We start from the raw sequence: 13,636 nt of genomic DNA, 5'->3' as shown, positions 1-13,636 counted from the left end.
TACGGAAGCGCAGATCCGACAGAGGCTCATCAGGCCGCCTGGTGTCGGCGGAAGCGCCACACAGACCGGCGGCCCATCAGAACGCGCAAGCTCTTCATTGAGATCGGTAGACGGATCCCCACCCAAGTATCTAATGCGCGCAGCACGGTGACGTTTAGGATCGATTCTTGATGGCCCCAGCAGGAGCTCGTCATCGTCGACCACGACGGGGGATGCCACCTTGGCTAGAGCCGCTCCGGCAACCCTGCCCATGGCAACGTAGACTGCGCCCTGTATCGGAACATTCATCATCTGAATCCGCATGATCTGCATTTGCACGCTGGCGGGTATGGTGTACCCGATTGGCAGGCTTCAAAGCAACTCCTGCACGATGTATGGCGCCATTTGTCGCAGCCTGGATATCCCGTGATGCACTTGCCGCCGATGTCTTGGCAATCGACGAACATGTCTGTGCATGTCTTGTCGGGCGTGCACCCTGCCATCTCTTCAGTGGCGCCGCTCCCCACGTCGTCACCGTTTCCGAAGTAGTCCCCCGTAGCTGCTGACCCCGGTGGGTATGGTTCTCCGGCCCCTGTGCCTTCCGTCCCCCTAAGATAGCACTCGCCCACGTCGTAGTTGCACGCCCAGACCGTGAGGCCGAGAGGAATAAGAACAGGGATCGCCTTCAATTTCAGCCTGTGGCGCATGCTCATCCTCCAAGTTTTTCCAGATGCGTGTGCGGAGGCGCGCCGTCAACCCTGATTCAGGGCGTGAATTGCGTCCCTGCGGCTACGGCTTGCCAATCTTGCCCCGGTCCGAAGCCGAGCTCGAGCTGAGCGCAGCGGGTTGCACATCGTCGCGGCCGAGCTCGGCGCGGACCATCGGAGGTCGAGGCGCACGTCGGCGCGGCCTTGAGCCCTGAGCCTGCTCGGCACGTTGTGACGCCCAGGACGGGAGTTCCCGAGCGTGAGCGCGGCGCAGCCCCCAAGGCGGGCCTGGTGACTGGCCGTTCGTCGACCGTGACCGTTCGTCGACCGTGACGGAAATCCGCGCCGCGCAACCACATGCGCACTTGCACCGCCCGGGACGCGTCGACCCAGAGCATGGGGATCTGCTTGCCGAATTTCCCTTTGACGCCCACGTCATGCCCTGCGTTCTTATATCGCCTGTCGCGGCTCGGCGAGGGTTTCCACCATGTCCATGCGCTTACTCGGCAAGATCGGCTTGCTCTGCGTCGGTTCGCTCGTCGTGGTTCCGGCGCCAGCCCAGGCACTCGAGTTCAACGGCGGCGTGAGCGTGGGCGGGATCCAGGTTGGGGCCGAATCCAGGATTGCCGTGAGCCCCTTCGCCGGATGGCTCTGGCGCAGCGAAGGGGATTTTCGGCTCGAAGTCCACAATATGTTCAGCATCGTTCCAGGGGCAGGTGTCGGGGTCTACGATCGAACGGCAGTCACTCTTGGGTATACCACGGAGACAACCACCGTCAGCCTCGGGCCGTCCCTGGCTATCTACTCGATGCCGGTGTGTGGTGCCGTAATCTGTGATCGCGTGGTTGGGGTTGCACCAGGCGGCCGCGCCCAGTACGACTGGTACTTTGCCGATGCCTTGGGCGTGTCCACGAGCATCCATGTGGACTGGGCTGGCGGCAGTAGTCGCGTTCTTCCTGGAAGTCTGGTCGTGATGTTGACCACTGGGCCAATTTGGAGATTTGAGATAAAGTCGAAATGAACAGGATGGCTACTCGTTGTTGATTCCCCGTCACGGTGAACGTCCGGGTCCAGAAGTATGGGGCGGTCCTAACGGTTGCAGCAGAGCACGTGCGTGTCGCCGGGCTCCAGTTCGCCGCTCACTACCTTGGAGTCGGTCGAGGGGGCGCAGGTAGGCTCGTCCTTCACGAGGATAGACCGAATCGCACCGATCTGTCCGTCGATCGTATCCGTGCAGAGCGGTCCATCCAGCCCGGAAATGAAAACGGCTCCGAGCTCTTCGGAGCAGTCTGCCTGATAATACACCGTGGTCTGTGCGCGGCACTTGTCGCGGCTAGGCTCGCTACAGGAGCACGGGCTGCACGTGCGCGTGTCGTTGTGGAGCTGCAAATCCCGCCGGACCCGGTAGGAGTCCCAGCACTGAGGCATCCCCTGTGCGCCGTGAAAGCGGCGCGTTCCTTGTGAGATGAGAGGAGCTCACCCTGTCAAAAGTCGAGAAGATAGGTAGCCAGGTCCCCTGCGTGATGCCGCGAGGTATCCAGCAGAAGCGGGGCTGATGCATCCCCTCATATAGTCCCAAGAATTTCACGGGTTACGGCGTGCTCACGGAGCACCTCGCCGTACGCTGTCATGAGTTGAACAAGCCGCTCTTCCCGCATGTTGGGAATGGCTGTGTACCAGTAGCATCCCTGGTTATAGAGCGACAAGGTTCGATGCTTCACGGTATTGGTCTTCAGGAGGCGATCGAGGCCGGCCCGTTCTCCTGCCTCCCCAAGGAGCGTCAGGAGCACGTGCGCAAAGGCAGCTATAAGCAGAAGTCGGTCGCGTCGGGCAGTGTCGCCAATATGTGTGGCGGAGAGACCCATGCCAAAATGAACGTTCTTGACGTCGCGGAACGTCTCCTCGATGCAGAAGCGACGGCCGTAGAGCTTGGTCACCTGGCTCGCCGTCAGGTCGGCACGGCTGGTTGCGAGGCACCATGGCTCCTTCATCCGCTTGTCGTGAACGAGCACGACCGCCGCGATGGCCGTCTTGTCCTGCGTGACCCGGACGTTCTTCAGCATCTTTGCCCGTCCGGTAGATGTGAGCCATTCGCCTGCAGGACGCGCAGTGTCATCAGCATCGGTGACGATGATGCACTCACGGAACCGAATCATGTAGTCCCAGCCCAGATTGCCGAGATGTGCGTACCGCTCCTGGTCGCCGAAGCCCCGGTCCGCGAGGAGTGTTACTCGAGTTGCTTTCGGAAGAATCTCGTGCAGCCGCTCAATGACCTCGTCTTCATAGGCGTTGCGCTTGCCAGCCAACGACGACTTCTTGACCGTCCTCCAAATAAGCGGCGTTGCTCGCCCGTGACGAGTGATCAAGTACAACGCCAACGTGGCGTGGTCATCGACATCAAACTCCGTCCAGTCGAGAGCGACCAGCAGCTCCTCTCGCGGCCCCACCACGAAGCGGACCCAAGCGTCGAACAGAAGCCATGGGGACACATTGTTGTTACTCAGCAGGCGATCAACTTGTTTGGTCGCGTGCTTGGGGCTACCGTCTCTTGCCCACGCCATCCCTCGCCCGATCACGTGAATGCAAAGGGAGACCGAGTGCAGAACGCCCAGGGTTGCCAGCGACAAGGACAGCACGGTCTTGACGTGCAGGTCGACTTTCACAGCGGCGTGAAGGAACCGCTCGATGCTACTCGCGCTGAGCCCTACGCGCTCGAGTTGCCTGCGAGCCCTCATCGAATGCGACCGCTCCTCCGAGCGCGTCGTCGTCAAGTTCCCCTTCGCCTTGCCTTCCGTGCACGCGTCGACGCCCGCCGATTGCCTCATACTGATACTATTCCGGCCAGCGACCGCAGATTCTCACGTATTCGTCGTAGGCTCACCCGAAACACCTGAGCCTCGTGGGCCCATGCAAACAACTGTCCCACATTGGTGCTCAGTGGAAGCGGTGTGCCAGCGGCGCGGGAATCGACGAATTTGCCGTATAAAATGAGGGGATCTGTCAGGTGTACATCCCGAAGCTGAGCGGCGGGGAGCGGCCGTTGGGCATTCCCAACATCCGCGACCGCATCGTGCAAACGACGCTCAAGCTGGTGCTGGAGCCGATCTTCGAGGCGGATTTCGAGCCGGATTCGTACGGCTTCCGTCCGAAGCGAAGCGCCCACCAAGCGCTGCGGGCGATGCGCGAGGCGCTGGAGCAGGGGATGGGCTGGGTGATCGACGCCGATCTCAGCGCTTACTTCGACACAATTCCGCATGACCACCTAATGAAGGCAGTTGCGGAGCGTGTCGTCGATGGCGCGGTGTTGGCGCTGATCAAGCGCTTCCTCGAAGCGTCCATCGTACAGGAGCGGGAGGGCGGTCACCCGCGGCAGAACCGACAGGGGACGCCGCAAGGCGGCGTCATCTCGCCGCTATTGGCGAACCTGTATCTGCACCTTTTGGATCGAGACTTCCGGTGCGTATTCCGGCCGACCCGGCCACCCGTTCCGGGACACCCGGCCGGCGGTTCCGCTGGCACCCGGCCACCCGTTCCGGGACACCCGGGCGCCATCGGAGCGTAGCGACGGGATCCCTCGTCCGGGCGCCGGTCCCACATCGGAGCGACGGGACGCTTGGATGGTCAGCCCTTCTCGTCCGTGTTCTTCTCCCCCAGTCCTTTCTTCTTCCTGATCGACGGCCCCTTCAGCGACAGCGCGTGCGCGGGGACGACTTCTGCGCGCGCGCTACCTCGTCGGCTGTCCGCGGTTCACCCCCGCGTGTGCGGGGACGACGGGTTGATGGCAGTTCTGAGCGCGGCCACGGTCGGTTCACCCCTGCGTGCGCGGGGACGACGTGGCTTTGGTCTGCGCCTGCTGCGTCGGCACCGGTTCACCCCCGCGTGCGCGGGGACGACCGGCCTTCGCCACGGCCAGCCCTTCGAGGCGGCTCGGTTCACCCCCGCGTGCGCGGGGACGACGCCCACGCCGCCGTCGACGAGGTGCACCGGCGCGGTTCACCCCCGCGTGCGCGGGGACGACGCCCCCCGTCTCGGTCACGCCACCGTCGTTGAGGTTCACCCCCGCGTGCGCGGGGACGACCAAGCTGGGCCGACTCGCGGCCGCGCTCGAGACCGGTTCACCCCCGCGTGCGCGGGGACGACGATCGCGAGCCCTCGCGCCTCCGACTCCTTGGCGGTTCACCCCCGCGTGCGCGGGGACGACACCGTGGATGCGACGGCGCACGCCAGCGACGTCGGTTCACCCCCGCGTGCGCGGGGACGACGTGACGACGCCCGGAACGACGTCGAGCGCAAGCGGTTCACCCCCGCGTGCGCGGGGACGACTCGATCTGCGCACTCCGGGCGGCGCGCTCGGCCGGTTCACCCCCGCGTGCGCGGGGACGACGACAGCGCGTCCGCTCTCCCGGCCGCCTCCCACGGTTCACCCCCGCGTGCGCGGGGACGACGCGCCGTGGGCCCACTCGGGACCGCCGGCCGCCGGTTCACCCCCGCGTGCGCGGGGACGACGGAGCTCTGGCCATTCGAGTAGCGCGCGGCGCCGGTTCACCCCCGCGTGCGCGGGGACGACATCGGCACTCCGCTCCTGCCAGCCTTCCAGTCCGGTTCACCCCCGCGTGCGCGGGGACGACCGTCATGGTGTCGCTGCGGTCGAACCCGTACTGCGGTTCACCCCCGCGTGCGCGGGGACGACCACCCCGCGCGCCAGCTTGTGGTCGTTGTAGTTCGGTTCACCCCCGCGTGCGCGGGGACGACGGGACTGGCGCGGGATCCACCGGCGAGCCGGGCGGTTCACCCCCGCGTGCGCGGGGACGACGGCACGGGGCTCGGGCGGTCGCCGTCGGCCGGCGGTTCACCCCCGCGTGCGCGGGGACGACAGGAGCGCCGATGAACCATCACCAAAAGGCGCCGGTTCACCCCCGCGTGCGCGGGGACGACGCCGATCTCTGCCTTGCTTACCTGCCCGCCGGCGGTTCACCCCCGCGTGCGCGGGGACGACGGCCTGGCGACTTGGGCGGTGCTCTGCGTCGGCGGTTCACCCCCGCGTGCGCGGGGACGACAGTATCTCGTAAACCCGCACAGCCACGCGTACAACGGTTCACCCCCGCGTGCGCGGGGACGACCACCCCGAGCCGAGCGAACGCGTCGCACACCTTCGGTTCACCCCCGCGTGCGCGGGGACGACGAAGGCGAAGACCTGGGACGAGCCGCCGTCGACCGGTTCACCCCCGCGTGCGCGGGGACGACGCGGCGCGGCCGATGTCGGTCAGCGGGCGCGGCGGTTCACCCCCGCGTGCGCGGGGACGACTGCAGCGGCGAGCGCGGCCAGCACACGACGCTCCGGTTCACCCCCGCGTGCGCGGGGACGACTTCGGAACGACAGACGGGCGCGGCGCAAAAAACGGTTCACCCCCGCGTGCGCGGGGACGACCTCGCCCGCGGCCACGGCGCGCGCCATGGCGGCGGTTCACCCCCGCGTGCGCGGGGACGACGCTGACCATCGAGCGGGACGCGCTCGCGCAACGGTTCACCCCCGCGTGCGCGGGGACGACATCGATAACGGCGGCGAGGTTGGCGTATCGGTTCGGTTCACCCCCGCGTGCGCGGGGACGACGATGAAGCTCACGCCGACCGAGCGGATCGAGCTCGGTTCACCCCCGCGTGCGCGGGGACGACGAACGCGGCCGGCGTCCAGGACGCGACGGTGAACGGTTCACCCCCGCGTGCGCGGGGACGACCAGCGCTTCCAGATCGTTGACGTCTACCGCGAGCGGTTCACCCCCGCGTGCGCGGGGACGACTCGCCGAGCTCGGATGGATCCATCCGCGCCGCCGGTTCACCCCCGCGTGCGCGGGGACGACGGGAGGCCAACGTCCCGGCGAAGGCGGACAAGCGGTTCACCCCCGCGTGCGCGGGGACGACGTCGGCTCCCTCCATGTGCTTCACGCCCTCTGCCGGTTCACCCCCGCGTGCGCGGGGACGACGAGGCTCAGGCTGCGCCGCGAGTAGCCGCGGTGCGGTTCACCCCCGCGTGCGCGGGGACGACGAGCGGGAGGAGATGGGGATATGATGATCTTACGGTTCACCCCCGCGTGCGCGGGGACGACGGCGAGGACCGCCGCCCCACGTGGCTGATGAACGGTTCACCCCCGCGTGCGCGGGGACGACCCGGGAGGCGCTGGTGCTCCGCGTGGCGGACGCCGGTTCACCCCCGCGTGCGCGGGGACGACTGGCGGCCGACTCGGACGGCTTCGCCTTGGGCGCGGTTCACCCCCGCGTGCGCGGGGACGACGCGTTGCTGACGAGCTCGGGCTTGAACAGCCGCGGTTCACCCCCGCGTGCGCGGGGACGACTCGATGAATCGCCGAGCCCCATCCGTGGAGCTCGGTTCACCCCCGCGTGCGCGGGGACGACAGGGGCACACCGAAGTTTAGGCGCTCCGGTGCCGGTTCACCCCCGCGTGCGCGGGGACGACGGCGGCCCCGCCCACGCCGAGAAGCCGCGGACCGGTTCACCCCCGCGTGCGCGGGGACGACCTCCAACCGCGCACCACCGAGCCGCCCTGGAGCGGTTCACCCCCGCGTGCGCGGGGACGACGCCGGCTCTCCATGAGCTCGTCCGAATCCAGCGCTTACGGTTCACCCCCGCGTGCGCGGGGACGACTCGATCGCCGCGCGGCCGCGCCATCCGGCCGGCGGGTTCACCCCCGCGTGCGCGGGGACGACGCGCGCCCGGCCATCCGCGGGGCGACGCCGGCCGGTTCACCCCCGCGTGCGCGGGGACGACCGCGCCCGCTCCGCCCGACGCAGCGCCGAGGTCGGTTCACCCCCGCGTGCGCGGGGACGACGCCGGCGGGCCGCAGCAGCGCGACCGCGCCGTCCGGTTCACCCCCGCGTGCGCGGGGACGACGATCACGATCGCAGCCTGCTCCGGGGGCGTCTCCGGTTCACCCCCGCGTGCGCGGGGACGACATGTTTCCGCGCCGTAGGACCGAAACCGCATCCGGTTCACCCCCGCGTGCGCGGGGACGACGTCGCGGGAAGCGGTAGAGACGCGCATGCGAGTCGGTTCACCCCCGCGTGCGCGGGGACGACGTGTGGTTGTGCGCACCGGCCCCCGCGGTCGCCGGTTCACCCCCGCGTGCGCGGGGACGACCTCCTTCGCCTCGGCCCTCGCCTGCGCGTCCTCCGGTTCACCCCCGCGTGCGCGGGGACGACGATCCTCCGGGACACTGACCGGTTCCAGAACAGCGGTTCACCCCCGCGTGCGCGGGGACGACCTCCGCCATGCGCCCGCACGACGCCGCGCACCGCGGTTCACCCCCGCGTGCGCGGGGACGACGGGGGTGGGGGCGCGCCGGGGGCTCGCCTCCGGGGTTCACCCCCGCGTGCGCGGGGACGACGCCGTGGCCGGCGTCTCCCCGCACCCCGAGCTGCGGTTCACCCCCGCGTGCGCGGGGACGACTGGTGGTGATGCCGGACCTCTCTGTCCGCGTGCTGGTTCACCCCCGCGTGCGCGGGGACGACAGCATCACGATGCTCGACTGCTCGTCGCCGAACGGTTCACCCCCGCGTGCGCGGGGACGACGGCTCGCACGAGCCGATCGAGCAGCGGCATGCCGGTTCACCCCCGCGTGCGCGGGGACGACATGGTCTCCGCCGGCCACCCGCCACCCGTCGGACGGTTCACCCCCGCGTGCGCGGGGACGACGTGGAACTCGCCGTGAGCAGGCGAACGGATTCACGGTTCACCCCCGCGTGCGCGGGGACGACGCGTTCCACGACGACGACGACGCGGCCGTGAACCGGTTCACCCCCGCGTGCGCGGGGACGACGCATCCGGACCGAGCCCGAGGCGCGAGGCGACCGGTTCACCCCCGCGTGCGCGGGGACGACAGGCATCACCGGGATGCCAAAGCCGGCGACGGCCGGTTCACCCCCGCGTGCGCGGGGACGACCAGCTCGGTCATCGGCTGCCCGCTGCGACCCACGGTTCACCCCCGCGTGCGCGGGGACGACATTCGGGCGCAGTCCTATGAGGCGAGTATCACCGGTTCACCCCCGCGTGCGCGGGGACGACGGGCACGGCGCGGCGCTCGCGCATCACGTCAGCGGTTCGCCCCCGCGTGCGCGGGGACGACGCCTCCGCCGCGGACGACGAGTCCGCCGTCATTCGGTTCACCCCCGCGTGCGCGGGGACGACCCTCGGCAGCCTTCTGGACCTTCGTGGTGCTGTCCGGTTCACCCCCGCGTGCGCGGGGACGACCTCCCAATCGTCGCGCGTAAACGTGATGGTCACGGTTCACCCCCGCGTGCGCGGGGACGACCACAACTCTGCGGCCTCGTCGAGGGCCGCTGACGGTTCACCCCCGCGTGCGCGGGGACGACCGCCGCTGAGGACATGGGCTTGCCGCGCGTCGACGGTTCACCCCCGCGTGCGCGGGGACGACGGCTGTCGCGTGGGTCGTGCCGTGGGGCGAGGACGGTTCACCCCCGCGTGCGCGGGGACGACGTGCGCGACGTGCGGACGCTCAGCCCCGAGAACGGTTCACCCCCGCGTGCGCGGGGACGACGGGTGCGGAAGCCCAGTGATGCGCACCGTGTCAGGTTCACCCCCGCGTGCGCGGGGACGACCGGCACGAGCGCGTCGTTGACCTCCTTGAGGTACGGTTCACCCCCGCGTGCGCGGGGACGACGGCGCACGTCGGGCCAGCCGAACGCGTCGACCGGTTCACCCCCGCGTGCGCGGGGACGACGGTCGAACGACACGCCGTATTCGTACCAGTCCGGTTCACCCCCGCGTGCGCGGGGACGACGGATCGTGGTGGATGGCACCGATGCGTGACGGCGGTTCACCCCCGCGTGCGCGGGGACGACCGCGGTGCGCGGGCTGCGTGCTCGGCGAGCAATGGTTCACCCCCGCGTGCGCGGGGACGACGAGCGCCCCGAGCCGCGCGACCGTCTCGCCCAACGGTTCACCCCCGCGTGCGCGGGGACGACGCCTCGTAGGCGCGCAGAACGAAGCGGAGCGACGGTTCACCCCCGCGTGCGCGGGGACGACGAGGTTCGCATCGCAGGTGCGAAGCACGAGCGCCGGTTCACCCCCGCGTGCGCGGGGACGACGCTCCGCTCTGAGAGCTCGGCCATGGGCACGTCGGTTCACCCCCGCGTGCGCGGGGACGACGCATGCCGCACGCATCAAGCGGATCCGTGCCGCACGGTTCACCCCCGCGTGCGCGGGGACGACCACGGCGCGGAGCGTCCGCGGGACGTCCGACGTCGGTTCACCCCCGCGTGCGCGGGGACGACGGTAACGTGCGTGTCGTGCAACCGGATCTCGCCGGTTCACCCCCGCGTGCGCGGGGACGACTCCGCCCTCATCGCCTCGGGCCGGCAAGCCACGCGGTTCACCCCCGCGTGCGCGGGGACGACCATTGTTAGTAAAATCAACTGTACCTTTACCTCGGTTCACCCCCGCGTGCGCGGGGACGACGCCGTCCTGCACCGTCACGGTCGTGCTGCCGACCGGTTCACCCCCGCGTGCGCGGGGACGACGTCGGCTACGCGGATGAGCGCGGCGCCGAGGAACGGTTCACCCCCGCGTGCGCGGGGACGACGTCGACCCGCGGGCAGCCGTCACGGTGCCAGCGCGGTTCACCCCCGCGTGCGCGGGGACGACATCCGCCACATCACCAGCCTCCACCACGGCGTCGGTTCACCCCCGCGTGCGCGGGGACGACGGCGGTATAGACGAGGAGGCCATCCTCGCCGTCCGGTTCACCCCCGCGTGCGCGGGGACGACTCCGGGTGGCTCGTCCCTCCCGCCACCCTGCCCGGTTCACCCCCGCGTGCGCGGGGACGACGCAGCGCCACGACGCCCACCGTCCAGCCGACCGGTTCACCCCCGCGTGCGCGGGGACGACGACCACGCCAGCGGCGCGCGAGGCGTCGCGTGCCGGTTCACCCCCGCGTGCGCGGGGACGACGCCGCGCGTCTTGAGCGCCTGTGCCGCCGCGCGCGGTTCACCCCCGCGTGCGCGGGGACGACTGGTGCGGAGGCAGGTAGAGGAACGCGGGCACCGGTTCACCCCCGCGTGCGCGGGGACGACCTGTGCGCCATCTACCGCGAGCGCGCGCTGTTCGGTTCACCCCCGCGTGCGCGGGGACGACCTGCAGGCGATGGCCCTCGACTCGGAGCATCGCCGGTTCACCCCCGCGTGCGCGGGGACGACGAGGGTGTCATTCGACGCTGCGTCGCTCGCTACGGTTCACCCCCGCGTGCGCGGGGACGACCCGCACCATCTGCACGAACTGGCGCGCGCACTCCGGTTCACCCCCGCGTGCGCGGGGACGACGAGCAGGTCGGCCGCTGGCTGACCGCGGAATCCCGGTTCACCCCCGCGTGCGCGGGGACGACCCGGCAGGACGGCGATGACTCGGCCGCGCTTTGCGGTTCACCCCCGCGTGCGCGGGGACGACTGACGTTCAGCCCGTCGCCGCCGATGATGATGGGCGGTTCACCCCCGCGTGCGCGGGGACGACTACACCCGTCGGACCGGTCCCGGTCGATACATCTTCGGTTCACCCCCGCGTGCGCGGGGACGACGCTTCTGGCGGAGCTTGGTGTCGTCGGATTCGACGGTTCACCCCCGCGTGCGCGGGGACGACGATCTCGTGAAAAGATTCCTCGATGTCGTATTGCGGTTCACCCCCGCGTGCGCGGGGACGACACTTTCTCCTTTCGCATACTTACGCCTTCCGGACCAGCGTAAGTCCCTCGATGTCAATGACCGTGCGGCTGGTGTCCCCGTGCGTCAGCATGGCAAACCCTTGCTCATTCTGTGCCGCGTACACCAGCACACAACCTCCGCCAGCGTTGCGCGCGCAGACCGCCTGCCACAAGAGCTCGCGCACCCGCGCCGAGAGTGTCCCGACGAACACCCCGGCCCGCACCTCCAGCATCCAGCGCGTGATGTGCCCTCGCAGCGACGGTGACGCCCGCTCCACCACCAGCACCGTCAGAATGGCACACCTCCTTCCGGGTCCGGCGTCCCCTCCGCCTCCGGCCCTCCCTCCGCCCCCTCGGCCCCCTCGACCTCCGCGAAGTTCTTCCCCCCAGGCACATTCCCCCTCACCGGATCCCACAGCGCCCCGGGCGCGTCGTCGTCGGGCGCATGCGTCACCAGCAGCGTCGCGTCCGCCTTCAGCCCCAGGGCCCGCTGCATGTCCGGCACGATCCGCTGGATCAGCCGCTCCTCGTGGAACGCGGCGCGGCAAAGCCGCCGCACGTTCGACTCCAGCGACGCCGTCCCCATCGCCGCGGCCTTGAAGGCGATCGGCACCGTGACCTCCACCTTGTACAGGTCGGCGATGTCGTAGACGAAGCTCAGCATCTTGCCCGTGTGCACGAACCCGAGCGCCGGCGAGAACCCCGTCGACACGATCGCCGCGTGGCACAGGCCGTACAGGCACGCGTTCGCCGTCGACAGCGCCCGGTTCACCGGATCCGCCGCGCCCCAGTCCCCCCGCTTGTACGCCCGTCCGCTCCAGGGGAGCCCCGTCTCCCGGCTCGCCTTCGCGTACGCCTCCCGCACGCGCACGCCCTCCATCCCCCGGATCTGCTCCAGCGTCAGCGCCGGATCGAGCCGCTCCGCGAAGCGCATCCGGTACATGCGCGCGACGACCTCCGCCCGGCGCTTGGCGCTCGCCCACGCCTCCGCCTGGGCCATCAGGTTCGACGCGCGCCGCGTCTCGCCCACCCCCGACGCATAGAACCGCGTGCCCTCCTCGCCGCACCACACGACCGAACAGCCCGCCTCGGCCAGCGCCAGCATCGCCGCGTGGGTGATCGACACCCCCGGACCCAGCATCAGCACCGAGAGCGCCGCGACGGGGACAGGCACCTGTCCCTCGGCGTCGATCAGCACGATCGCGCTGTCGTCCCGCTCGATGCGCACCTTGTCGGTATAGAGAAACGTCCAGCCGTCGCTGAAGCGCGGCAACTGCTGCAGATCCCGGAGCAGGCTCCCCCCTCGACTCATGACCTGATGTTCTACGTCATTTATGCAATCGGTAGCAGCCAGAAACCGTACGTCTCGCCGCGCCCAGCGATCATCGCGTCATGTATCGCCCTTTCCGATGACCGTGCTTATTTTCTCAGCGGTGACTGCGCTCTCACGCGCTGCGTGCGCCTCCGACAATCACTCAGCCGGGCGCAGGAGCGATCGACAGCAGGCCGAAGCCGTACGCCTTCCCCGATCCGATGCCGGCCACGAGCGCGGCGCGAAACCGGTCCGCGTCGGTCACCCGCAACCGGCCTTCGAAGAGCACCGGCGCGAGCGTCAGGGTCGTTCGCCCGCCGCGCGCGTCCGGCCTGTGGCCGGTGAGCTTCCGCTCCTCGTGCATCCACACGTCGGCGGCCTCGAGGTCGTCCCGGCCGCCGCAGAGCTCGAATCCGCTCTGCGTCGCCTTGCGATGCAGCCATGCGAGCCGTGACGCATCGTCCCGCAGCTCCACCCGCCTGCCGTTGCGGCGCTTGCCGTCAGGGCCGCTCTTCGTATCGATCCTGCGCGTCGGGTTGGCGCGCAGCCGGAAGCGGAAGCGCGCCCCGGCGCCGATGCGCGATCGCTCCTCGTCGACGTCCCGCACCGCCGGGTTCTCGAATGCTCCCGGATCGGCGAAGCCCGAATCGTCCCGGAGATCCAGGAAGTAGCCCTCCGGAAAACGCGTGAAGTCGGGGCGCGTCGCGCTTTGAACGAGGAGAACGAACCTGCCGCGCCGGGCGTCCTCGTCCACCCGGAAGAGAATGCCGTGCGCCTCGCGCGGACGAGGGCCGGCGTCGTCGGGAAATGCACGCATCAGCGTGCGGTGGAGGCTCGCGACATCGGCGAGGTCGGCGCGCACGGCGCGCGAGACCGGGTTCAGCAAGGCTCGGGAGAGATACATCCGAGGCTCC

General features: G+C 69.7%; 6 protein-coding genes and 1 CRISPR repeat array. Of the genes, 2 read left to right on the top strand and 4 right to left on the bottom strand.

All coding sequences use genetic code 11. The features are described 5' to 3' along the window. Positions 1–1,173 precede the first annotated feature (1,173 nt). Complete coding sequence (locus WMF31_RS33525; protein ID WP_436605844.1) at positions 1,174–1,707, top strand: hypothetical protein; 534 nt, start codon at positions 1,174–1,176, stop codon at positions 1,705–1,707. 544 nt (positions 1,708–2,251) lie between these two features. On the opposite strand, the gene WMF31_RS33520 is transcribed toward WMF31_RS33525, so the two are convergent. Then, the gene (locus tag WMF31_RS33520) at positions 2,252–3,421 is read right to left on the bottom strand and encodes an IS4 family transposase (RefSeq protein ID WP_436606630.1); all 1,170 of its coding nucleotides are present in this window, start codon (positions 3,419–3,421) and stop codon (positions 2,252–2,254) included. A 269-nt stretch (positions 3,422–3,690) separates the two neighbouring features. Between WMF31_RS33520 and WMF31_RS33515 the strand changes: the two genes are divergently transcribed. Then, the gene (locus WMF31_RS33515) at positions 3,691–4,248 is read left to right on the top strand and encodes a reverse transcriptase domain-containing protein (protein WP_436605843.1); all 558 of its coding nucleotides are present in this window, start codon (positions 3,691–3,693) and stop codon (positions 4,246–4,248) included. A 181-nt stretch (positions 4,249–4,429) separates the two neighbouring features. Then, positions 4,430–11,411: a CRISPR direct-repeat array (repeat unit 29 nt; unit sequence CGGTTCACCCCCGCGTGCGCGGGGACGAC). A gap of 19 nt (positions 11,412–11,430) precedes the next feature. Here the strand turns inward: WMF31_RS33515 and cas2e are convergent. The 3 genes from cas2e to cas6e all read right to left on the bottom strand — a co-directional run bounded on the left by cas2e (position 11,431) and on the right by cas6e (position 13,626). Further along, positions 11,431–11,697: a type I-E CRISPR-associated endoribonuclease Cas2e gene (gene cas2e, locus WMF31_RS33510; RefSeq protein ID WP_436605842.1), complete on the bottom strand. Its 267-nt coding sequence runs from the start codon at positions 11,695–11,697 to the stop codon at positions 11,431–11,433. Between the two features lie 2 nt (positions 11,698–11,699). Then, a complete protein-coding gene (cas1e, locus tag WMF31_RS33505) occupies positions 11,700–12,722 on the bottom strand; it encodes a type I-E CRISPR-associated endonuclease Cas1e (RefSeq protein ID WP_436605841.1) in 1,023 nt (340 codons plus the stop codon). Positions 12,723–12,885: 163 nt separating this feature from the next. Further along, positions 12,886–13,626 (bottom strand): type I-E CRISPR-associated protein Cas6/Cse3/CasE, encoded by a 741-nt coding sequence (cas6e, locus tag WMF31_RS33500; RefSeq protein ID WP_436605840.1) that lies wholly within the window; start codon positions 13,624–13,626, stop codon positions 12,886–12,888. Between the last annotated feature and the right edge of the window lie 10 nt (positions 13,627–13,636).

It is taken from the genome of Sorangium sp. So ce1036 (genome assembly GCF_051369805.1).
Classification (GTDB): Bacteria; Myxococcota_A; Polyangia; order Polyangiales; family Polyangiaceae; genus Sorangium; species Sorangium cellulosum_F.
Note: the sequence above shows the minus strand (reverse complement) of the source record. Positions and strands in the feature narration are given on the sequence as shown.